General features: G+C 58.8%; 21 protein-coding genes and 1 tRNA gene. 14 read left to right on the top strand and 8 right to left on the bottom strand.

All coding sequences use genetic code 11. The annotated features are described in order from the left end of the window. Positions 1 to 4: 4 nt before the first annotated feature. On the bottom strand, positions 5 to 1093 hold the full coding sequence (locus HNQ72_RS14615) for a glycosyltransferase family 4 protein (protein ID WP_183992899.1): 1089 nt from the start codon (positions 1091 to 1093) through the stop codon (positions 5 to 7). A gap of 108 nt (positions 1094 to 1201) precedes the next feature. On the opposite strand from HNQ72_RS14615, the gene HNQ72_RS14610 reads away from it, so the two are divergent. Both HNQ72_RS14610 and HNQ72_RS14605 read left to right on the top strand, forming a co-directional pair. Next, positions 1202 to 2542: a nucleotide sugar dehydrogenase gene (locus HNQ72_RS14610; protein WP_183992898.1), complete on the top strand. Its 1341-nt coding sequence runs from the start codon at positions 1202 to 1204 to the stop codon at positions 2540 to 2542. A gap of 15 nt (positions 2543 to 2557) precedes the next feature. Beyond that, positions 2558 to 3040, top strand: coding sequence for a class I SAM-dependent methyltransferase (locus tag HNQ72_RS14605; protein WP_183992897.1), 483 nt, complete (start codon positions 2558 to 2560; stop codon positions 3038 to 3040). A 14-nt stretch (positions 3041 to 3054) separates the two neighbouring features. On the opposite strand, the gene HNQ72_RS14600 is transcribed toward HNQ72_RS14605, so the two are convergent. From HNQ72_RS14600 to cyoA, 7 genes are all read right to left on the bottom strand, one after another. Continuing rightward, positions 3055 to 3510: a cyclic nucleotide-binding domain-containing protein gene (locus HNQ72_RS14600; RefSeq protein WP_148146138.1), complete on the bottom strand. Its 456-nt coding sequence runs from the start codon at positions 3508 to 3510 to the stop codon at positions 3055 to 3057. 31 nt (positions 3511 to 3541) lie between these two features. Beyond that, the gene (locus HNQ72_RS14595) at positions 3542 to 6265 is read right to left on the bottom strand and encodes an ABC transporter transmembrane domain-containing protein (RefSeq protein ID WP_183992896.1); all 2724 of its coding nucleotides are present in this window, start codon (positions 6263 to 6265) and stop codon (positions 3542 to 3544) included. 272 nt (positions 6266 to 6537) lie between these two features. Then, positions 6538 to 7257 carry an SURF1 family protein gene (locus tag HNQ72_RS14590; protein ID WP_183992895.1) on the bottom strand — a complete coding sequence of 240 codons (720 nt, stop codon included), beginning with the start codon at positions 7255 to 7257 and terminating at the stop codon, positions 6538 to 6540. Between the two features lie 69 nt (positions 7258 to 7326). Continuing rightward, on the bottom strand, positions 7327 to 7728 hold the full coding sequence (gene cyoD, locus HNQ72_RS14585; RefSeq protein WP_183992894.1) for a cytochrome o ubiquinol oxidase subunit IV: 402 nt from the start codon (positions 7726 to 7728) through the stop codon (positions 7327 to 7329). After that, on the bottom strand, positions 7725 to 8345 hold the full coding sequence (gene cyoC, locus HNQ72_RS14580; protein WP_183992893.1) for a cytochrome o ubiquinol oxidase subunit III: 621 nt from the start codon (positions 8343 to 8345) through the stop codon (positions 7725 to 7727). The genes cyoD and cyoC overlap by 4 nt, the downstream gene beginning before the upstream one ends. Positions 8346 to 8347: 2 nt before the next feature. Beyond that, the gene (gene cyoB / locus HNQ72_RS14575; protein ID WP_183992892.1) at positions 8348 to 10351 is read right to left on the bottom strand and encodes a cytochrome o ubiquinol oxidase subunit I; all 2004 of its coding nucleotides are present in this window, start codon (positions 10349 to 10351) and stop codon (positions 8348 to 8350) included. A 43-nt stretch (positions 10352 to 10394) separates the two neighbouring features. After that, positions 10395 to 11534 carry a ubiquinol oxidase subunit II gene (gene cyoA, locus HNQ72_RS14570; RefSeq protein ID WP_183992891.1) on the bottom strand — a complete coding sequence of 380 codons (1140 nt, stop codon included), beginning with the start codon at positions 11532 to 11534 and terminating at the stop codon, positions 10395 to 10397. A gap of 317 nt (positions 11535 to 11851) precedes the next feature. Here cyoA and HNQ72_RS14565 point away from each other — a divergent pair, with 317 nt between their 5' ends. The 12 genes from HNQ72_RS14565 (at position 11852) to deoA (ending at position 23077) form a co-directional block, all read left to right on the top strand. Beyond that, positions 11852 to 13204: an MFS transporter gene (locus tag HNQ72_RS14565; protein ID WP_183992890.1), complete on the top strand. Its 1353-nt coding sequence runs from the start codon at positions 11852 to 11854 to the stop codon at positions 13202 to 13204. Between the two features lie 231 nt (positions 13205 to 13435). Continuing rightward, positions 13436 to 13510, top strand: a tRNA-Thr gene (locus HNQ72_RS14560). Positions 13511 to 13643: 133 nt separating this feature from the next. Next, on the top strand, positions 13644 to 13970 hold the full coding sequence (locus HNQ72_RS14555; RefSeq protein ID WP_183992889.1) for a hypothetical protein: 327 nt from the start codon (positions 13644 to 13646) through the stop codon (positions 13968 to 13970). 75 nt (positions 13971 to 14045) lie between these two features. Continuing rightward, the gene (gene msrA, locus HNQ72_RS14550; protein ID WP_183993149.1) at positions 14046 to 14705 is read left to right on the top strand and encodes a peptide-methionine (S)-S-oxide reductase MsrA; all 660 of its coding nucleotides are present in this window, start codon (positions 14046 to 14048) and stop codon (positions 14703 to 14705) included. Between the two features lie 232 nt (positions 14706 to 14937). After that, complete coding sequence (locus HNQ72_RS14545) at positions 14938 to 15930, top strand: BMP family lipoprotein (RefSeq protein WP_183992888.1); 993 nt, start codon at positions 14938 to 14940, stop codon at positions 15928 to 15930. A 75-nt stretch (positions 15931 to 16005) separates the two neighbouring features. Next, positions 16006 to 17532 (top strand): ABC transporter ATP-binding protein, encoded by a 1527-nt coding sequence (locus tag HNQ72_RS14540; protein WP_183992887.1) that lies wholly within the window; start codon positions 16006 to 16008, stop codon positions 17530 to 17532. Positions 17533 to 17611: 79 nt separating this feature from the next. Beyond that, on the top strand, positions 17612 to 18715 hold the full coding sequence (locus HNQ72_RS14535) for an ABC transporter permease (RefSeq protein ID WP_183992886.1): 1104 nt from the start codon (positions 17612 to 17614) through the stop codon (positions 18713 to 18715). A 2-nt stretch (positions 18716 to 18717) separates the two neighbouring features. Further along, complete coding sequence (locus tag HNQ72_RS14530; protein WP_183992885.1) at positions 18718 to 19689, top strand: ABC transporter permease; 972 nt, start codon at positions 18718 to 18720, stop codon at positions 19687 to 19689. Positions 19690 to 19693: 4 nt separating this feature from the next. Then, complete coding sequence (locus tag HNQ72_RS14525; protein WP_183992884.1) at positions 19694 to 20086, top strand: cytidine deaminase; 393 nt, start codon at positions 19694 to 19696, stop codon at positions 20084 to 20086. Further along, a complete protein-coding gene (locus HNQ72_RS14520) occupies positions 20083 to 20880 on the top strand; it encodes a purine-nucleoside phosphorylase (RefSeq protein WP_183992883.1) in 798 nt (265 codons plus the stop codon). The genes HNQ72_RS14525 and HNQ72_RS14520 overlap by 4 nt, the downstream gene beginning before the upstream one ends. 106 nt (positions 20881 to 20986) lie before the next feature. Beyond that, complete coding sequence (gene deoC / locus HNQ72_RS14515; protein WP_183992882.1) at positions 20987 to 21757, top strand: deoxyribose-phosphate aldolase; 771 nt, start codon at positions 20987 to 20989, stop codon at positions 21755 to 21757. A 9-nt stretch (positions 21758 to 21766) separates the two neighbouring features. Continuing rightward, positions 21767 to 23077 (top strand): thymidine phosphorylase, encoded by a 1311-nt coding sequence (gene deoA / locus HNQ72_RS14510; RefSeq protein ID WP_183992881.1) that lies wholly within the window; start codon positions 21767 to 21769, stop codon positions 23075 to 23077. The last annotated feature ends 9 nt before the right edge of the window (positions 23078 to 23086 follow it).

Genomic DNA, 23086 nt, shown 5'->3' with positions numbered 1-23086 from the left:
CTCGTCATCTCACACAAATATCGAGTATGCGGCGCAGGCTTTCCGCTGCACCGCTGATCGACCGTTCCCCGGTCGCAAATATCCTTGCCGCGCTGGCGAGCCGCTGTCTCGACTGGTTGTCACAGAGGAGATCGCTGATTGCTTCTGCAAAGGCAGTTCGGTCACCGGGTGCCGTCAGCAGGCCGGTCCTGCCGTGTTCGATGACTTCGGGAACACCGGCAATCGCTTCCGCGACGACGGGAAGACCCGCGGCCTGGGCTTCGAGATAGGCAAGCCCATACGCTTCCCCATGTCCCGGCCAGACGAATATCGAACCGTGCGAAAGCAGCTCGGCGATTTCCTCTTCCGGCAAGGCCCCCAGCCATTCTACCCGTCCGGGTTCAAATGCAGCAAAAGCGCGCTCTACCTCCTCGCGGCATTCGCCATCACCGGCGATTGAAAGCGTCCATGGCAGATGCCGGATCAGTTTCAGGCTTTCGGCCAGTGCCATATAGCTGGAAAGCTTGTCGCCCGGTCGCATCATCGCCACGGTAATCAGCCGCCTGGGTTCGGGGCATGGCGCGCGCTTCAGATAAGGCGCACTGTCGATAAAGGGCGCGATCAGTTCCAGCCGCGCCTCGGGAACTGCGGCTTTCAGCCCGTCCCGGTCCCGGCGGGTGAAGCAAAGATTGACCGCAGCATTCCTAGTGCTCTCAAGCAGTATATCCTGCGACACCTGCCACAGCCCGATATTCCGGCGCGACGAATAGGAAGCCTCCGCATTGATCCGCGGAATGCCGAAGTGTTGCGCAAGCGCTGGGCCCAGGAGGTCGGGCGACTTGTAATAAGGGTGATAGGTGAACCACAGGTCGGGCGCAGCCGCACCGGAATATTCGGTGGCAATCCGTTTGATCTCTTCTGCGGCCTCTGCCTTGTTCGCTTCGAAAACATCCCGCATATCGGCCGAGCGCATGAAACTGCGCATTTCGGACGCGATCGAAACCTCGTGCCCGAGGCTGGTCAATGCCCGGACGATAAGCCGCGCCATCAACCGGTCTCCGGACGGAACGGGATGATTGGGTGATTTCAGCGGCGAATAGAACAGGATTTTCATAGGCCTGGCATCATGCGGGTTTGATCATCTCCCCGTGACCACTCTTGACACGTCGGCGCATCTCTCACAACTGTCAGCCACCGCCTCACCGCTAGGATTTCTCCCGTCATGACCGATACCTCCCTTTCCTCGACGCTCCAGGCGAAGATCACCGCACGCACGGCCAAAGCCGGTGTCGTGGGGCTTGGTTATGTCGGGCTGCCACTGGCGATGGCCTTTGCCCGGGCAGGTTTCTCGGTCACCGGTTTCGATATTGATCCATCAAAGATAGAGTTCATCGACCGCCGCGAAAGCTATATTGAAGCGGTTCCGACCGAAATGCTGCAGGTAGAATGCGAGGCCGGGCGCTTTACAGCCACCTGCGATTTCAACCTCCTAGCAGAATGCGATATCATCGCCATCTGCGTGCCGACGCCGCTGACGGTGCATCGCGATCCGGACCTCTCCTATGTGGCGAAGACGGCAGAGGCGATTGCGAAAACCTTACGTCGGGGCCAGCTCATCGTACTCGAATCGACCACCTATCCGGGCACCACCGACGAGGTCGTCAAGCCGATCCTCGAAAGGACTGGCCTGAAGTCGGGCTCCGATTTTTTCCTCGGTTATTCGCCTGAGCGCGAAGATCCTGGCAATCGCCAGTTCCACACGGCCAGCATCCCGAAAGTGGTCGCTGGCGACGGCGAAGCGGCGGCAGCACTGATGCAGGCTTTCTACGGCGCGACCGTCGAGACCATCGTGCCGGTTTCCACCACGGCCACGGCCGAGGCGGTAAAACTCACCGAAAACATCTTCCGCGCCGTCAACATCGCGCTCGTCAACGAATTGAAGCTCGTCTACGACGCCATGGGCATTGATGTCTGGGAAGTTATCGATGCGGCGAAATCCAAGCCCTTCGGCTATATGCCCTTTTATCCAGGCCCCGGCCTTGGCGGTCACTGCATCCCGATCGACCCGTTCTATCTGACCTGGAAATCCCGTGAATTCGAGACGCCGACGCGTTTCATCGAGCTGGCCGGCGAGATCAACACCGCCATGCCGCATCACATCGTCACCCGGCTGGCGGAAGCGCTGGATATCCGCAGTGGCAAGGCGCTGAGCCGCTCGAAAGTCCTATTGATCGGTCTAGCCTACAAGAAGAACGTGCCCGACATTCGCGAAAGCCCGTCCTTGCGGCTGATGGAGCTGATCGAGCGCCGCGGCGGATCGGTCTACTATTTCGACCCTTACGTATCGGAAATCCCGTCCACGCGCGAATATGCCGAGCTGAAGGGCCGTCGGTCGATAGAGTGGGATGAGGCTGCGCTCAAATCCTTCGATGCGGTGGTCATCGCGACCGATCATGACAATGTCGATTATGACGCCATATCCCGCTGTGCTCCCTTGATCGTCGATACCCGCAACATCTTCGCCCGCAAGGGAATTTCCTCTGACGTCATCGTCAAAGCCTGAGACACTGGAAAGACCATGAGCCGCCTCGACACATTCATCAATCGCATGTCTGCCCAGCGCGATATCCTCAACCATGTTGCCCGTGACCTCGGTCTTCCGGCGCAAGGGGATGTTCTTGAGGTGGGATTGGGCAATGGCAGGACCTACAGCCATCTGCGCGAGCTTTTTCCCGAGCGGCGGGTCATCGCATTCGATCGCGCGATGAATGCACATCGCACAACGGCGCCGCATGAAGATGATTTCGTCACCGGCGAGATCAACGAGACGGGGCAGGAATTTGCCGGAACCGGCGCAGCGCTGGTCCACGCGGATATCGGAACGGGTTATCCGGACAAGGATGCGATCACGCTGTCATGGCTGCCGCAGATGGTTGCCGCCATGCTTCAGCCGGGCGGTTACGCCGTCAGCGGTCTGCCACTCGAACACCCGCAGCTCGACGCGCTTCCTCGCCTGCCTTCTGTCAATGAAGGCAGGTATTTCATGTATCGCAGGCTGTGAAAGAATGAAGCCGATCAGGCTTTCTGCAGGGCGCGAACCTGATCAAGTTCCGACGAGGTCAGGCGCAGTCGCTCGGCAATAGCACGCGTCATCTTCATGGTCATGCCGGGGCAGTCGTCCATGATCCGGAATAGGTAATCCTTGTTAATCTTCAAGGCTTCGACGACGCCGGCAGCCTGAACAGTCGAGCTGCGCGGCCCATCGCAGAGCAGCGATATGTCGCCTACGATCGAATTAGGACCGCGTTCACTCACCTTCACCGGGCCATCAGGCGTGCTGACAAGAAACTCAACGCTGCCGCTGAGAATGAAATAGGCGGAATCTCCGGCGTCGCCTTGGGTGAAGAGGCGTTGACCAGCCTTGAACGTCACGCGTTCGGATGCGAACGCGAGCAGTTTGAGCTTGCAGGTATCTACTTCCGCAAAATACGGGAGTTTCCGCAGCAGCTGGACTTCATCACATAGCAACATCGCTCTTCCGCCTTTCCTGTCGGACAGATGGCTAAGCCACCAGAGCCTTGAAGGTTCCGCTCTCCTGTTCGAGCGTCTCGTACGAGCCCTCTTCGAGGATTGCGCCTCCGTCAAACATAACGACCTTGTCAAACAAACGTGACAAAGAAATATTTGACAAGACCCAGATTACAGCTGGATCATTCTCCTGTTGACCCAGAAATGCAAGCACGTTCTGCACAATTTCCTCCTGGGTGTGTCTTTCGAGCCCAGGAAGCGGTTTATTGAACACGTAATAGTCAGATCGCCGAATTAATGCGCGGGCAAGATTAAGTTTTCGTCGCTGTATTGGTGTCAAACGTCGTCCGCCAGCGCCAATGTCGTAATCGAGACCGGCTTTTAGAAGCTGGTTGGCAAAGCCGAGTTCGCGCGAGACACTGCCCGCCAGGGTGCGAAGTTCAATAATGCCGTCCGCGTTGCTGTTGCTCAGTTTTCCGAAGATGATGTTTTCCCGCAGTGTTGCGACGGAAACATACTTGTCCGGATCGTAGCGTTCGACAAGTTCCCTCAGATGCGCCGGTAGTTCGGTATAGAACAGTTCGCGGGAGCCGACGATCTTGTCCTGCAACTCTGTTGTCAGAATGCCCAGTCGGTAGCGGGGTTCGATATATTCCAGAGTCAGCCGGATGAAAGCCTTGTCGGCGCCGGAGAGACGGAAATTGACCGGCCTGGGTTCGTTTTTCCGCTGCAGCAGGCTCTGATAATAGCTGATGTCTTCGGCGGACAAAGTCGTGATCTGGCGGAAGAACGGGTGGTCTGCCGGAAGCCCGCCGAAGATTTCGACGAGGTTCGTGGCAACGGTCCGTCCCATGTCGACGAACGGGCGCTGCAGGCCCACCTTGTTGAGCGCCGTGTAGAAATGTTCGCTCGACAGCAGCTCATTATCGGGCGTGAGGGGCGCGAGCGTCGCGCCGAAAAGCAGGTTCTCGGCAACCGTGGCCTGGGAGTTATATTTATCCGGTTCGAACGGTATGACGAGGGATTCCATGCCCAGCTCGTTCATCCGCGTGCGCAACGCCTGACGCATTTCGACGACCTGGGAGGCAAATTTCGGATCTTCTTCCGGATTGATTGTCGAATGCAGCGCCAGTTCAAGCACGTCGTCGGTCAGTTGCACCGCATCCAGCGCTGCCAGAAGCGACTTCTGTAGGTCTTCCTTGGCGCCGTTGCCAAGCGCCGCGTAGCTGTAGTCCACCCAGCCGGCACGTATGTCGAGATGCGGATTTCCCGCTTTCTTGGCTTCGCGGATCTCCCATATCCGCTGCCGCATCTCCTTGCCGTCATATTCATACCTTTTGACCGGCGCATGTTTCAGCCCGTAGAGAAGGTTGTCCTTCAGGCTGCCGTGGAAGAAGTAACTGTCGGTCGAGACATAGGAAATGTGGCGCCCGGTGATCGATTCCGGCAGTTCCCTTATATCCTGGTCGCCAAGGCAGATCCTTCCGCTGGATGGCCAGGAGAGGCGCCCGAAGGCCTCCGCCATCGCTTCGGCGCCACGACCGGTATGGTCAACCAGCGCAACCGTTTGGCCACGATCGATCTTCAAGTTGACGTGGTCCACAACCTTGGCGCCGCTATCGTCATTGAGCGAGACCGAGACGGCCTGAAGCGTGTCGCTGCGCGGCTGTTCCGATGCCGGTGTCAGCGTGTGGATGGCCGGATTGATAAGGTCTTCGACTTCGAAGTTCTCGAAAACCTGTTCGTATTTCACCTGCACGTCCTGGCGCGCCTGATCCCAGTCGATCAGTTCCTTCAGCGGGCCGGGCAGGTCCTTGTAGGCATTGATGACGGCGACAAGCTGACCGACGTCGAGCGTGCCGCGCAGCGTCAGGTAGCCACCGATGAGGTAGAAAAGGAACGGGGTTACCTGCGACAGGAAATTGTTGAGGAATTTGACCAGGAACTTCCACTGGTAGAGATCGTAGCGGATGCGGTAGATTTCACCCAGCCGGCTTGCCACATCCGCGCGCTCAAAATTCGATGTGTCATAGGCGTGGATCGTGCCGAGGCCCTCGACCACTTCATTGACCTTGCCAGCCAGCCGCCGTGCCGTGATCTGCCGTTGCCGCCCGAGCTCGATCAGCCTGCGGCGCATTTTCGGAATGATGATCACCTGGATCGCGACCATGAAGGCCGCGACCATGCCGAGCCAGAAATTCTGCAGGATGATGAAGAACAGTGCGGCGAGAGCCTGGCCGCCGAGCAGTGCCGGCTGGACGAAGGCATCTCCGGTGAAACCGCCGAACGGCTCCACTTCGTCCTTGATCATGCTGGCGATCTCGGCGCCGTTCAGGCTTTTCGCGTGGCGGGGCGGAAAACGCAGAACTCGATCGACGAGCTCGAAGCGGATGCGGCGCAAAAGGCGCTCGCCGAGCCGGCCCTTATAGGTGTTGATGTAGTATTTGAATGCGCCGTTGATGATCACCAGAAGCAGGAAGACGCTGCTGAGCGCCACCAGCGTCTGCATGCGGTCGAGCGGAAAACCGTCGAAGCCGAATGAGTAATCGACGAACGGAATGCTGATCGAGAAATCCAGAAAATTCTGGGTGGTGCTGAGATCTTCGAAACCCTGGCCTTGGATCGGGCCGTTGATGATCTGTTTGGGAAGGTCGAAGGCAAGGAAATACGGGATCATCGACAAGGCGACGATCAGCAGGATGAATACCTGCTGTGGCCTCGTATGCGTCCAGATATAACGTAGCAGCGTCTTCTGCATATGCCTTCACCAAAGCAACAGCGTTATCAACTCGGGCATGGGATAAGCTGCATCCGGCATTGTATAGCCTGTCTTCCGGGTTTTAACGAGTGCTCATCAACGCGCTCTCGCTGCCGGAGTGAAACTGGAACCGCAAGCGAGATGCACCCCAACAGCGCCCACTGCGACAAATTGGCATCTCGTGTCGGCAGGTCTGCGGTTCAAGATGAAGTGGAAATTATTCTTGTGGTGTTGCGACGCTGCCTTGCAAGCAGCGGGTGCCTCACCTGCCGTCAGGTCTCCTTGCGCAGCAAGCGCGGGATCATGATCATGGCTGCAAAAGACATGATGGCCAGCGCGAACCATGTCAGCGCGTAAACGAGATGGCTGTTTCGGAACTGGATGACCGTCAGCCCCCCAACAGGGTAACCGCCGGCATTGGCCGTTGCGTCGGCATCGATGAAATAGGGTGCCACGTCGGCAAGTCCCTTGTCATCGCCGATCGCCTGCACGTCACGGGAATACCAGTTGCCCGCCGCGGGATTGTTGGACCGCAGGAACGCCCCTCCCGGTTCGGTGAGACGCAGAAGCCCGGTAACCGATACCTCGCCTTGCGGCTGGCCTTCCGATCGGGATACGGGGTTGCGCCGATCCGGAGGCACGAAACCGCGATTGATCAGGACCGTGCCGCCATCCGCCGTGGCAAGTGGCGTGAGAACCCAGAAACCGGGGCCTCTCTCGGTCACGGCTTGTACCAGCGTCTCGCGTGAGTTGTCGAAGGTGCCCTTCAGCACTACGTGCCGATATTCGGCATCGCTGGACTTGATGGTCGGCCATTCGGTTGCGCTCGGAGGAGCAACTGCTGCCGCGTGGACGCGCGCATCAACTCGGGCAATCAGATCAAGCTTCCAGAAAAGCCGCTGTACCTGCCAGATACCGAGAGCGGTGAAGACGATAGCCACAAAAAGCAGAAACGCCCGAAAGCCTAGGTAAGATTTCACGGGCGTTTCCATTTCATGAATTGTGTATGCCGGTCTGTAAAGTCCGAGGTTAGGGAGCCCGCATGGGCTCCCCTGATCACCTCAAGGCAGGTTTTTCATCATCTCAGGCGACATGACCATCATGTTCGTGTTGAGATGGTGCATGACCCAAAGCGAGCCGACCAGAGCGATTGCAACGATGATGACCGTGAAGATCAACGCCATCATCGTCCAGCCGCCTTCCGACTTGGTGTTCATGTGCAGGAAGTAGATCATGTGGACGACGATCTGGATCGCGCCGATGATCATGATTGCCGCTACGGTGGCAACCTTGCTGTCGAGCACGTCACCCATGACGAGCCAGAACGGAATGGCCGTCAGGATAACCGACAGGATAAAGCCCGTCACATAGCTCTTGAAGCTGCCATGTCCGGCTTCGTGGCCATGGCTGTGGCCGTGATGGGCTTCGTGTGCATCTTCGTGCGAGGTGGAGTTGGTGGTCATCCGACGACTCCCATGAGATAGACGACAGAGAATACGCCGATCCAGACGACGTCGAGGAAGTGCCAGAACATCGACAGGCACATCAGGCGGCGGCGGTTTTCAGCGATCAGGCCGTGCTTGGAAACCTGAACCATCAGCGTGACCAGCCAGATGATGCCGAAGGTAACGTGCAGACCGTGCGTACCGACCAGCGTGAAGAAGGCCGACAGGAACGCAGAACGCTGCGGCGTCGCGCCTTCATGGATCATGTGATGGAACTCATAGAGTTCGATACCCAGGAAGGCGAGGCCGAAGAGACCCGTGACGGCGAGCCAGAACAGGGTTTCCTGCTTGGCGCCACGTTCCATCTGCAGCATGGCAAAGCCATAGGTGATCGACGAGAACAAGAGCATGGCAGTGTTGATTGCCACGAGCTTCAGGTCGAACAGGTCGGCAGGCGCTGGGCCGGCCGCATAATTGCGGCCGAGCACGGCGTAGGTCGCGAACAGCGTCGCGAAGATGAGGCAGTCGCTCATCAGATACAGCCAGAACCCTAGGTTCGTGCTGCCTTCCGGATGATGGTCTTCCTCGAGGTAGAATTGCGGCTTTTCCGCAGATTGGGTCTGAATGTTGCTCATTGTCACACCTGCTTCGCCAGCAGTTCAGTGCGCTTTCCTTCTTCCGTGGAAACGGTTTCCGCCGGAATGTAGTAGTCACGCTTGTAGTTGAAGGTATGGCCGATCGCGACCGCGATGATGGCGACGAACGATACGACAACCAGCCACCACATGTACCAGATCAGGCCGAATGCCAGGGCAATGTTGAGGGCAGCCAGGATTGCACCCGTGCCGGTGTTCTTCGGCATGTGGATCGGCTTGAAGCCCTGCAGCGGACGTGCGTAGCCGCGGTTCTTCATGTCGTACCAGCTGTCATGATCATGCACGACCGGGGTGAAGGCAAAGTTGTATTCCGGCGGCGGTGAAGACGTCGACCATTCCAGAGTACGGCCATGCCACGGGTCGCCCGTCTCATCCTTCAGTTCTTCGCGCTTGATGTAGCTGACGACGAGCTGGATGATGAAGGACAGGATGCCGATTGCGATCATGCCTGCACCGATGGCGGCGATGACGAACCAGATCTGCAGCGACGGATCGTCGAACTGAGACATGCGGCGGGTAATGCCCATCAGGCCGAGTACGTAGAGCGGCATGAAGGCGAAGTAGAAGCCGATGAACCAGAACCAGAAGCTCATCTTGCCCCAGAAGGGATCGAGCTTGTAGCCGAAGGCCTTCGGATACCAGTAGGTCACGCCAGCCATCAGGCCGAACAGCACGCCGCCAATGATCACGTTATGGAAGTGAGCGATCAGGAACAGCGAGTTGTGCAGTACGAAGTCTGCCGGCGGAACCGCAAGCATGACGCCGGTCATGCCACCGATGACGAAGGTCACCATGAAGCCGATCGTCCAGAGCATCGGAACTTCGTAACGGACGCGGCCACGATAGATCGTGAACAGCCAGTTGAAGATCTTGGCACCCGTCGGGATCGAGATGATCATCGTGGTGATGCCGAAGAAAGCGTTGACCGAAGCGCCCGAACCCATCGTGAAGAAGTGGTGCAGCCACACGAGGTAGGAGAGGATCATGATCGCGCAGGTCGCGTAGACCATCGAGGCATAACCGAAGAGGCGCTTGCCGGAGAAGGTTGCGACGACTTCCGAGAAGATGCCGAAGGCCGGCAGGATCAGGATGTAAACTTCCGGGTGGCCCCAGATCCAGATGAGGTTGATGTACATCATCGGGTTGCCGCCGAGATCGTTCGTGAAGAAGTTCGTACCGACATAGCGGTCGAGCGACAGAAGAACGAGGGTAGCGGTCAGGATCGGGAAGGTGGCAACGATCAGGATGTTGGTGCAGAGCGAGGTCCAGGTGAAGACAGGCATCTTCATGAAGGACATGCCGGGTGCGCGCATCTTCACGATCGTGGCGATCAGATTGATGCCCGACAATGTCGTACCGACACCGGCCACCTGCAGACCCCAGATATAATAGTCGACACCGACACCGGGACTGTATTCCACGCCCGAAAGCGGCGGATAGGCAAGCCAGCCGGTACGCGCGAATTCACCGACGAAAAGCGAGATCATCACGATGATCGCGCCTGCAGTCGTCATCCAGAAGGAGAAATTGTTAAGGAAGGGGAAGGACACGTCGCGAGCGCCGATCTGCAGCGGCACGACGAAGTTCATGAAGCCTGTGACGAACGGCATTGCCACGAAAAAGATCATGATCACGCCGTGAGCCGTGAAGACCTGGTCGTAGTGATGCGGCGGCAGGTAGCCTTCCGATCCGTTAAACGCGATAGCCTGCTGGATACGCATCATGATCGCGTCGGAGAAGCCGCGCAGCAGCATGACGATCGCCAGGATGATGTACATGATACCGATCTTCTTGTGATCGATACTGGTGATCCAGTCGTTCCACAGTGGACCCCACCACTTCATGTAGGTGATGAACGCACAGAGGGCGATGCCGCCCAGCGCGACAGCAGCGAAGGTCGCTACCAGGATTGGCTCGTGGTAGGGGATGGATTCGAGAGTCAACCGGCCGAAGATAAACTTCAGGAGGTCAGGATTGGAAAACATGGGACAACCCGTTCATTAAAGTCTTGCGACGCTAGGCGCCAGGTTAGTTTGTTTTTGGCGCCTCGGAGGCGTCGCCCTTGGCCATATCCATGCCCTGCATGGAATGGTTGCCGTGCGACATGCCCTCAGCGGGCATGTTCTTGGTGGACTGGGAGCCCGCGGCGGGCTCGACTGCGGAATGCTCTTCGCCATGACCGCGAAGGTTGATGTCGATCGGGCCGCCGTCATACTTCAGGCGATCACGATTCTCGTGGCTTTCCAGGCCGGCGCCGCCCATCATGTCGATGTGCATCATCTCGTCCATGCACATCTTGCCTGGGGTGGCACAGACGTTGAGGATTGCTCTGTAAAGGCCGTCTTCGACAGTTGCGTAATAGCGGACAGGCTCTTTTTCGCTCGGCTTTTCAAGCTTCAGGTAGGCGTCGCGGTTGAGCGCGGTACCGTTCTGCTTGACCTGGGCGATCCAGCCGTCGAAGCCCTGCTCGTTGAGGCTGTGGAACTTGAAGCGCATGTGCGAGAAGCCAGGTCCGCTGTAGTTCGACGACAGGCCGTCGAATACGCCTTCCTTGTTGATCACCGCATGCAGCTTCGTTTCCATGCCCGGCATGGCGTAGATCATGCCGGCCAGTGCGGGAACGTAGAAGGAGTTCATCACCGACGAAGAGGTGATCTTGAAGGTGATAGGCCGATCGACCGGTGCTGCCATCTCGTTGACGGTAGCGACGCCATATTCCGGATAGAAGAACAGCCACTTCCAGTCCAGCGCCACGACTTCCACTTCGAGAGGCTTGGTGCCTTCCGGAATGGTACGTTCCGCATCGATGCGATCGAGCGGACGGAACGGGTCGAGCTTGTGGGTGCTGATCCAGGTGATTGCGCCCAACGCGATGATGATCGCCAGCGGTGCGGACCAGATCACCACTTCAAGGCGGGTCGAGTGATGCCATTCGGGGTCATATTTGGCCTTCGTGTTCGAATGGCGATAGTGCCACGCGAAGTACAAGGTCAAAAATAACACCGGCACGATGATCAGAAGCATCAGCACCGTCGACACGACGATGAGGTCTGCCTGCTGCTGCGCGATATCGCCCGACGGAGACATGACCACAAGGTCACAGCCCGCCATGAATGGGAGGATGAGAAGGATGGAAAGCTGGCAAAGACGCCTTACGATTGGGGACATTGATCTGCTCAAATTTGCTTTTTATCTAGTTCGCCTATCGGAGCGTAGCCCCGATCTCCATGAGGTGTTTCGTCGCAGTGCTACAATTTTTCGCACTGCAAATCACCACCTGCTCCATTTCGATGGAGGGCGGCCCTGCGGCGCGCAATCTAGTCTATAAAGTTGACAGAAGACATACCTTATCGCGCGAAACCTGACGATTGTGGCAAAATTTGCTAATTTTCGAATTTTCACAAATTCACAGTTGAAATCTTGATTGACAGCAAGTCCGGCCAACATACTCATTGTTGCAATGACGCGAAGGAGGAACGTTAGTCATGGCAGAGGCAACAATTCTGGCGACTGGTCCGTCGTCATCAGCACTGGAGCGCGATGCGAGGCATATTCACGACGACAAGCCGATTTCGGCGGGTAATATCGCCATCGGGGTCGTGATAGGTCGCACGTCTGAATTCTTCGACTTCTTCGTTTTTGGTCTGGGTTGCGTGCTGGTCTTCCCCCGCCTGGTCTTCCCCTTCGCTCCGGACCCCGTCACTGCGACGCTTTATTCTTTCGCCATCTTCTCGCTCGCCTTCCTGGCAAGGCCAGTCGGTTCGTTTGTGTTCATGTGGATCGACCGGACTTTCGGCCGCGGCACCAAGCTGACGACTGCACTGCTCATTCTGGGTGGCTCCACCGCATCGATCGCTTTCCTGCCGGGATACGAGACGATCGGCATGTGGTCCGTGGCGCTTCTGGCGCTTTTCCGGCTCGGTCAGGGTTTTGCGCTTGGAGGAGCGTGGGACGGGCTGGCTTCTCTGCTTGCGATGAGCGCCCCGCAAAACCGCCGTGGCTTTTACGCAATGATCCCGCAGCTCGGAGCGCCGGTCGGCTTTGCGCTGGCCAGCATCCTTTTCGGCTATTTCGTCGTCAATCTTTCGGATGCAGACTTTCTCGACTGGGGCTGGCGCTTCCCCTTCTTTGTAGCCTTTGCGATCAATGTCGTGGCCCTGTTCGCGAGGTTGCGCATCGTTGCCTCGCATGAGTTCGGCGCGGCCATGGACAATCACGAACTGGAAGCCAAGCCGATAACCGAGGTTTTGAAGCTTCACGGTTTCGATGTCGTGATCGGCGCCTTTGCGCCGCTTGCCAGCTTCGCAATGTTCCATCTGGTGACGATCTTCCCGCTGAGCTGGGTGACATTGTATGGCGGCCAGTCCGCAGGCACCTTCTTGTTCGTTCAGGTGCTGGGCGCTCTGTGTGGTTTCGCCACCATCATGCTTTCGGGCTTTCTGGCCGATCGCATCGGTCGTCGGCGGCAACTGCTGATCGGTGCCTTCATAATCGCGATCTTCAGCTTCACGGCGCCCTTCCTGCTCGATGCAGGTGTGACCGGGCAGGCGGCCTTCATCATTCTCGGCTTCGCCATCCTCGGCCTGTCCTTCGGTCAGGCCTCCGGTTCTGTTTCCTCGCGCTTCAGCGCCGGTTACAGATATACCGGCTCGGCGCTCACGTCGGACCTCGCATGGCTGCTCGGTGCGGGGTTCGCGCCGCTGGTTGCTCTCGGGCTCGCCAGCAATTTCGGCATCATCTTTATCGGCGGTTATCTGATCTCCGGTGCGATCTGTACGATCCTCGCGTTGCTTCTCAGCCGTACGCTCGACACAGTCGATGGTACGACGAAAACCTAATGAGCAGGCGGCGGGGTGGCCGTGTCACCCCGCCATCCATCAATTTCATCGGAAAATCGATAATGCTGTGATCCGTTCGTCTTTCGCGGCACAGCCGGGGCTTCCGCCCCGGTCAGGTGGCAATGCTGTCATGGTTCTCAACAAAATAGTTGATTTGCCGCTTGCACTCACCATGAACCTATGGCAATAGGCCGCTCACCAACGACGCGGGCTAAGCCGCGCCGCTCAGATGCTGCTATAGCTCAGGGGTAGAGCACTCCCTTGGTAAGGGAGAGGCCGAGAGTTCAAATCTCTCTAGCAGCACCATTTTCCTCCCGAAATGACAAGTACTTAACGCACGGACGCAGTGTAGGATAATTTGGCCGTCGTTGCCATGTGCAGGCGATGACGCTATCGTTTGATGCAGGGTGCCGTTGTTTGAGGGAAAGAGATCTGCGCGATGAGGCTCGTTCGGGCGTTTTTCCATTTTTTGAGTTTTGCAGCGCTCGCTGCTGCCGTCCTGGTCGGCACGATCGATGCGATCCAGTCCGTTTCGTCGTCCGATGTGGTTCTGACCAGCCTCGGCAATGCGTGGCTCAATCTCGATCCGGAAAGTCTGACACTGGCAGAACTGTCGGCCGATGACTATATGAGCGCAGATATATGGCGACCCTATGTGGCGCCGGTTCTGGCGCAGCCTGCCGGTGTCATATTCCTGGTCCTTGCGCTGCTTTTCTGGATGGTGGGCTACAAGAGAACGTCTTTCGCAGGACGTTTCGCGGCCTGAACCGGCAGGCGGTGCCGGGGAGTGATGCAGTCCAGGAAAAGCAGACAACCAATGTCGCCAAAGATGGAGGCAGAAATGTTCCTGAACGAGATATTCAGCAAGAAGACGGTAATGCCATCGGAGCAGACGGCTCTGCCCGGAAGGCCGGAAGCGATCCCGACATCCGAGATCCATTTCGTCAACGGCCACACTATCAAGGGCCCTTATCCGCAAGGTCTGGAAGTCGCCTATTTCGGCATGGGCTGCTTCTGGGGTGCCGAGCGCCTGTTCTGGAAGGTGCCGGGCGTTTACGTGACCGCGGTCGGTTATGCCGGTGGTATCACGCCGAACCCGACCTATCATGAAACGACAACCGGTCTCACCGGTCATGCGGAGATCGTCAAGATCGTTTTCGATCCGAAAATCGTCTCCTACCGCCAGCTGCTGAAGCTGTTCTTCGAGGAGCACGATCCGACCCAGGGCATGCGGCAGGGCAACGACATCGGGACGACCTATCGTTCCGCGATCTACACGACGAGCGAAAACCAGACCGAACAGGCGCGCGAGGCGCTGGATGTTTTCCAGGATGCCCTCAACAAGGCTGGACGCGATACGCCGATCACCACGGAACTCGCTCCGGTGCCCACATTCTATTATGCCGAAGACTATCATCAGCAGTATCTCGCCAAGAACCCGGCCGGTTACTGCGGTCTCAAGGGCACGGGTGTGTCCTGCCCGGTCGGCCAGGCGGCTTGAAGCTGCGATAATGTGATTTCGAGCGCCGCGGATTTGTGCAGGTCCGCGGCAAATTCATGCAGACTGCCAAAGGGATAGGCGTTTTTACCGGATGAAAAAAATCTGGTGAATTTTTCTGGCGCACATGCAAGAGTAGGTATAGCCAAGCCTTCTAAGAGGGGGCGGTAACCGCAAGGCGTTCGCTGGCCGGACCCGCGGGAGGACCTAACATTAAAAAAAGCAAGGCTGCACCATGAAGAAAACCCTTTTGAGCCTTCTCGCAGTGGCTGCGATGTCGACGACAGCGCTGGCCGCCGAGATCAAGCCGGCGCTGGTCTATGGCACCGGTGGCAAATTCGACAAATCCTTCAATGAGGCGGCCGCTGCAGGCGCCGAAATGTACAAGAAGGAAACCGGCACCGATTATCGCGATTTCGAACCGACCAGCGATACCCAGGGCGAGCAGGCGATCCGCAATTTCGCCAGCCGTGGATATAACCCGGTCGTCGCCGTGTCCTTCGCCTGGACATCGGCCATGGAAAAGGTTGCTGCTGAATTCCCGGATACCAAATTCGTCATCGTCGATTCCGTCGTTGATCTGCCGAACGTTCGTTCCGTTGTCTATAACGAAGCTGAAGGCTCCTATCTCGTCGGTCTTCTCGCCGGCATGGCATCCAAGACCGGCAAGGTCGGTTTCGTCGGCGGCATGGATATTCCGCTGATCCGCAAGTTCGGCTGTGGTTACGTTCAGGGTGCCAAGTCCGTGAAGGCCGATATGCAGGTCTTCCAGAACATGGTCGGCACCACCGGTGCAGCCTGGAACGACCCGGTTCGTGCCGGTGAACTCACCAAGAACCAGATCGACCAGGGCGCCGATGTCATTTACGCGGCAGCCGGTGCATCGGGTCTCGGCGTGCTGCAGACCGCTGCCGACAACAAGAAGCTCTCGATCGGTGTGGATTCGAACCAGAACCACGTTCATCCGGGTTCGGTTCTGACCTCTATGGTCAAGCGCGTCGATCTGGCCGTCTACAATGCCTATAAGGATGCTGCCGCCGACAAGTTCACCGCCGGCGTCCAGTCCAACGGCATCAAGGACGAAGGCGTCGTTGCCGCGATCGACGACAACAACAAGGCTCTCATCACACCGGAAATGCAGGCTGCCGTCGATAAGGCAAAGGCCGATATCATTGCTGGCACCGTCAAGGTGCATGACTACATGACGGACAATTCCTGCCCGATGTAAGTCAAGGATCGAAGGGGCGCATGGTGGAAACCCCGCCATGCGCCCTTTTTGTATATTAAGAGCAAGGTCGGACCATTGAGCCTTCAGTCTTCAGCGAATGAGCCCGCGATCGAGCTTGTCGGCATCGACAAGAAATTCGGCGCAGTCCATGCCAACAAGAACATCAACCTTTCCGTCGGCAAGGGATCCATCCACGGCATCATCGGCGAAAACGGCGCCGGAAAGTCGACGCTGATGTCGATCCTCTATGGTTTCTACCATGCTGACGAGGGCGAGATCCGCATCCAGGGAAAGCCGGTCACGATCCGTGACAGCCAGGCCGCAATTGCGGCAGGCATCGGCATGGTTCACCAGCATTTCATGCTGGTCGAGAATTTCACCGTGCTGGAAAACGTCATGCTCGGCGCCGAAGGCGGGCAGTTGCTTGCCAAGGGCGTTGCAGGCGCGCGCAAGGAACTGAAGCGGCTGGAAAAGGATTACGGCCTCGAAGTCGATCCGGATGCGGTGATCGAGGAATTGCCGGTCGGCAATCAGCAGCGCGTGGAAATCCTGAAGGCGCTTTATCGTGGCGCCGAAATCCTCATTCTCGATGAGCCGACGGGTGTTCTAACCCCGGCCGAAGCCGATCATCTCTTCCGCATCCTCCAGGTCCTGCGTGATCAGGGCAAGACGATCATCCTCATCACCCACAAGCTGCGCGAGATCATGGCGATCACCGACACGGTCTCGGTCATGCGCCGCGGCGAGATGGTGGCGACGCGCAAGACTGCCGAGACGACGGTCGCAGAACTCGCCGAACTGATGGTCGGCCGCCGCGTGCTGCTGCGTGTCGAAAAGGGAGACGCCAATCCTGGCCCGGTGCTTCTGTCGGTGAAGAACCTGACGGTGAAGGACGGACGCGGCGTCACCATGGTCGATGACGTCTCCTTCGATGTCCGCGCCGGAGAAATCGTCGGCATCGCCGGTGTCGCCGGCAACGGCCAGTCGGAACTGCTCGAGGCGCTTGCCGGCATCCGCAAGCCGGTCTCGGGAGAAATCCTGATCGATGGCAAGCCGGTCGAATCCGCCGACCCCGCCCTTTTGCGCCAGCTCGCCCTGGCGCATATTCCCGAAGACCGCCACCATATGGGGCTGGTGCTGAAATTCGAGGAATATGAAAATTCCATCCTCGGTTACCATCACGATCCGCGTTACGGCCGTGGCGCGATGCTGGATCTCGACGCAGTTCGAAAGAGCGCCGAGGAGCAGATCGAAAAATACGATATCCGCCCGCCGAACCCGAGGCTGAAAACCGCCAATTTTTCCGGCGGCAACCAGCAGAAGATCGTCGTTGCCCGCGAGATCGAGCGCGATCCGAAAATGCTTCTGATCGGCCAGCCGACCCGCGGCGTTGATATCGGCGCGATCGAATTCATCCACCGGCGCATCATCGAGATGCGCGATGCAGGCAAGGCGGTGCTTCTGGTTTCCGTTGAACTCGACGAGATCCGTTCGCTGTCGGATCGCATCCTCGTCATGTTTGCCGGCAAGGTCGTCGGCGAAAAATCGGCGGATGCGGACGAGCAGACACTTGGCCTGATGATGGCGGGGATCGCAGCGTGACGGTTTCTGTTTTTAATAGAATTTCGGAGTATGGGATGAACGAGGCACGGATCGGAACCGGGCAAACGGGGAGGGGCGCATGAGCACGGCTTCCGTCCCATTGCCCGCCTGGATCAATTACGGCGTCATTCCGCTGTTGAACCTCATCCTGGCCTTCTTTTTCTCCGGCCTCGTCGTCTGGGCGATCGGCGAAAACCCGTTCGAGGCGCTGAATTTTCTCATTCAGGGCGCGCTCGGCCGCGGTGATGCGATCGGCTTCACCCTGTTTTATGCCACGAGCTTCATCTTCACCGGCTTGTCGGTTGCGGTCGCCTTTCATGCCGGCCTGTTCAACATCGGTTCCGAAGGCCAGGCCTATGTCGGCGGTCTCGGGGCGGCTCTGGTTGCGCTCTCGCTCGATCATTACGTGCCGTGGTACGTGACCATGCCCTTCGCCATTGCCGGCGCGGCCCTTTTCGGTGCTGCCTGGGCTTTCATTCCCGCCTGGCTGCAGGCCAAGCGCGGCAGCCACATCGTCATCACCACCATCATGTTCAACTTCATCGGCGCGGCGCTGATGGTCTATCTCCTGGTCAACGTCTTCATCGTGCCGGGCAAGATGGCGCCTGAAACCCGCACCTTCCTGCCCGGCGGACAGCTGCCCAAGCTTGACTGGTTGATGGCTCTGTTCGGCCTGAAACTAGGTCCGGCCCCTTTCAACGTATCCTTCATCATCGCGCTGGTGATGTGTTATCTCGTCTGGCTGCTGATCTGGCGCACCAAGCTCGGTTATGAAATGCGCACGCTCGGCATCAGTCCGACAGCTGCAGTTTATGCCGGCATCCCTTATGTCCGCACCGTCATCATCGCCATGCTGATTTCCGGCGGCTTGGCCGGCATGATGTCGCTCAATGCGGTCATGGGTGCCTCGGCCCGCCTGCAGGTGGAGTTCGTCGCAGGCGCTGGTTTTGTCGGCATCGCTGTTTCACTGATGGGACGCAGCCACCCTGTCGGCATCATTCTCGCGGCAATCCTGTTCGGCATCCTCTATCAGGGCGGCGCCGATCTCTCCTTCGAAATGCCGAATATCACCCGCGACATGATCGTGGTCATCCAGGGTCTCGTCATCTTTTTTGCCGGCGCATTGGAATACATGCTGCGTCCGGCCATGGTGCGGCTCTACCAGACGGCGAGGGGGAAGTAGTCATGGAATATTTCGATACTTTCGTCAGCATTCTGGGGTCGGCGATCCGCCTGTCCATCCCGCTGCTCTTCACCGCGCTTGCAGGTCTTTTCTCCGAGCGTGCCGGCATTTTTGATATCGGCCTTGAAGGCAAGATGCTGGCATCCGCCTTCGCCGCCGCCTGCGTCGCCTATTGGACGGGCAATGCCTGGGCGGGCCTCGGCGCCGGCATCCTGGTCGCGATCATCTTCTCGCTGCTGCACGGCTTTGCCTCGATCACAAATCGCGGCAACCAGATCGTCTCCGGCGTGGCGCTGAACTTCATCGCTGCGGGCCTGACGATCGTGCTCGGCACCGCATGGTTCAACCAGGGCGGCCGCACCGGCCAGGTGCCGCCGGAAGGGCGTTTCTCCGGCATCGTTCTGCCGGGTGTCGAGATGATGCGCGACGTGCCGATCATCGGTCCGCTTTATGCCAATGTCATTTCCGGCAACAACATCCTCACCTATATCGCCTTCCTGATGGTCCCGCTCTCCTGGTGGGTGCTCTATCGCACCCGTTTCGGCTTGCGCCTTCGCGCCGTGGGTGAAAATCCGGGCGCTGTCGATACGGCTGGCATATCGGTCGTCTGGCTGCGTTACCGGGCACTGATCGTCACCGGTTTTCTCGCAGGCTTCGCCGGCACCTATCTGTCGATCGCCCAGTCCGCCGCCTTCATCAACAACATGTCGGCCGGCAAGGGTTATATCGCGCTCGCGGCGCTGATCTTCGCCAAGTGGAAGCCGGTGCCGGTCATGTTTGCCTGCCTTCTGTTCGGTTTCCTCGATGCTTTCGCCAATTTCATGCAGGGCAAGTCGCTGCCGATGATCGGCGAGGTTCCGGTGCAGATTTTCCAGGCGCTGCCCTATATCCTCACCTGCGTCCTGCTTGCCGGGGTTATCGGCGTCGCCCGCCCGCCCAAGGCTGGCGGCGTGCCCTATACCAAGGAGCGCTAAAAACATGTCCCACGAATTGTTCGAAGCCGCCCGCGAGGCCATGACCAAGGCTCATGCGCCCTATTCGAAATTCCCGGTCGGCGTTGCTTTGCGTGCCGATGACGGAAAGGTCTATCTCGGCGCCAATATCGAGAACCTGTCTTTCCCCCAGGGCTGGTGCGCCGAACCGACGGCGATCGGCGCCATGGTCATGGGCGGCGGAAGGAAGATCGTCGAACTTGCGGTGATTGCCGAAAAGCTGCCGCTCTGCACCCCCTGCGGCGGCTGCCGGCAGAAGATTTCCGAATTCGCCTCGGCCGATACCCGCATCTATCTCTGCGACGAGGCCGGTGTGGCGAAGACCGTCACCATGGCCGAGCTGCTGCCTTACGCTTTCGAAACGGATGTCATCGGATGACGACGGTAACCGATCTGCTGGTCGAACGGCTGGATGGCCTTATGCCGCGCATGGCGATCGTGCTTGGTTCCGGTCTCGGTTCGCTGGTCGATGGCGTCACCGATCAGGTCCGCATTTCCTACCGGGAACTTGAAGGTTTCCCGGTAAGTGGTGTTACCGGCCATGCGGGCGAACTGGTTGCGGGTTATCTCGGCAGCCAACCGGTCATCATGCTGTCCGGCCGCGCCCATTATTACGAACATGGCGATCCGCGCGCCATGCGCTTCCCGATCCAGGTGCTCAAGGGGCTTGGCGTCCAGTCGCTGATCCTCACCAATTCGGCCGGCTCGGTGCGTGAGGACATGCCGCCCGGCTCGGTCATGCAGATCACCGACCATATCAACTATTCCGGCATGAACCCGTTGATCGGCGAACATGGCGATCAACGTTTCGTCGGCATGACCAGCGCCTATGATGCCGATCTGGCATTGAAGATGCGCAACGCGGCGATCCGCGCCGGTGTGACGCTTTATCAGGGCGTCTACATGTGGTTCTCTGGCCCGAGTTTCGAGACGCCGGCGGAAATCCGCATGGCACGCACGCTGGGTGCCGATGCGGTCGGCATGTCGACCGTGCCGGAAGTCATCCTCGCCCGTTACTTCGGCCTCAAGGTGGCGGCCGCCTCCGTCGTCACCAATTATGGGGCAGGCATGACCGGTGCCGAACTCAGTCACGAGGAAACCAAGGACATGGCGCCCGTCGGCGGCGCTCGTCTGGCCTCGGTCCTGCGTGAAATGCTCAGCAACACAGGCTGACTTATCAAGGCCATAGCGGCGAGATGCCACATTTCGCGACCTATGCGGGTTGAATCAAATCGGTTCAACGCTAAAACTTGCACTCTAATCCAAAGCGGAGGACACCATGGAACTGCAGAGCCCGCGCGAGGCTGCGGCATTTGCCCTGTCTCTTCTCGACCTGACGAACCTGCGTGACGATTGCGACAATGCCGCGATCGAAAACCTGTGCCTTCGCGCGCAGACGCCTTACGGCAACAGCGCTGCGATCTGCATCTGGCCACGTTTCATCGCCCATGCCCGCAACATCCTCGGGCCCGGCCATCCGGTCAGGATCGCAACCGTCGTCAACTTCCCTTCCGGCGATCTTGCCGTTGCCGAAGTGGTCGAGGAAACGCTGAAGGCCGTCGAGGACGGCGCCGACGAGATCGACCTCGTAATTCCTTACAAGGCCTTCATCGCCGGTGATGAAGCGGCCGTCACGACGATGGTCGAGGCCGTTCGTGCCGCCTGCCCGCAATCCACGCTCAAGGTCATTCTCGAAACCGGCGAAATCCGCGACATGGCACTTGTCAGGCGTGCATCCGAGCTGGCGATTGCCGCCGGAGCCGATTTCATCAAGACCTCGACCGGCAAGGTACAGGTCAATGCGACGCTGGAAGCAGCAGACATCATGCTGCGGGCCATCCGGGAAACCAAAGCCAAGGTCGGCTTCAAGCCGGCCGGCGGCATTTCCACGGTTGCCGACGCCGACCTCTATCTGAGGCTTGCTGAAAGCATTTTGGGGCCGAACTGGGTCATGCCCTCGACTTTCCGCTTCGGCGCTTCCAGCTTGCTCGACGATATTCTGGCGGTCTTGAGCGGAAGCACCGCGCCGCGCGCCGCTGCCGGCTATTGACGGGCTGGCATGCTGCCGCAGGAAATCATCCGCCACAAGCGAGACGGTCACGATCTTTCGAGAGAAGAGATCGCGGCCTTCGTCGCGGGCGTCACCGATGGATCTGTGTCGGAAGCGCAGGCCGCGGCCTTTGCCATGGCCGTCTTCTTTCGAGGAATGTCCCGAAATGAGACGGTGGGTCTGACGCTTGCCATGCGCGACAGCGGCTCCGTCCTGAAATGGGACAGCATCGATCGACCTATCGCCGACAAGCATTCGACCGGCGGCGTCGGCGACAATGTCTCGCTGATGCTCGCCCCCATAGCGGCTGCCTGCGGTCTCGCGGTCCCGATGATTTCCGGTCGTGGCCTTGGCCATACTGGTGGCACGCTCGACAAGCTGCAATCCATTCCGGGTTATGACATCGCGCCGGATCAGGCGCGTTTTGCAAGGGTCATGCGGGAGGTCGGCTGTGCGATCGTCGGCCAGACATCGGATTTGGCGCCCGCCGACCGGCGGCTTTATGCCATCCGTGATGTCACCGCGACGGTCGAATCCGTGCCGCTCATCACTGCATCTATCCTGTCGAAAAAGCTCGCCGCTGGCCTGCAGACCCTGTTGATGGACGTGAAGGTCGGCTCGGGCGCTTTCATGCAGGATATCGGCGAGGCCCGCATTCTGGCCAGTTCGCTGGTCGATGTCGCGAACGGTGCGGGCGTGCCGACCGTTGCACTCATCACCGATATGAACGAGCCGTTGACCGATGCCGCAGGCAATGCGCTGGAAGTGATGAACTGCGTCGATTTTCTCGCCGGCCGGAAGGCGGGAACGCGGCTTGAGACGGTTGTGCTGGCTGAAGTCGCCGAAATGCTGGTTCAGGCAGGCCTTGCATCAACCGTGGAAGAGGGCAGGGGCATGGTGGGCTCTGCTCTTTCGTCCGGTCGGGCCATGGAAAATTTCGCCCGAATGGTGCATGCGCTCGGTGGTCCTGCCGATTTCTGCGAGCGCCCTGAAGCCTGTCTGCCGAAAGCACCGATCATTCTGGATATCCCGGCCCCGGCTGCCGGTTATCTTGCCGCCTGCGATGGTCGGACCCTCGGGCTTGCCGTCGTGGATATGGGCGGAGGCCGCCGAAAGACCACCGATACGATCGATCACAGCGTCGGCTTCGACCACATCCTGCCGCGGGGTTCCACCGTCGAGAAGGGCCAACCGATCGCACGCGTTCACGCGGCATCCCGGGAACAGGCGAAACGCGCAGGCGAGGCTTTGCTCGCGAGCTACACAATCGCGGCGAGCGCGCCGGAGCCTTCGCCGGTCATCATCGAGCGGATCGGCTGATCACCGGCC

Origin of the sequence: Aliirhizobium wenxiniae, from assembly GCF_014201355.1 — a bacterium.
Classification (GTDB): domain Bacteria; phylum Pseudomonadota; class Alphaproteobacteria; order Rhizobiales; family Rhizobiaceae; genus Neorhizobium; species Neorhizobium wenxiniae.
This window is presented reverse-complemented; position numbering and strand designations above follow the sequence as displayed.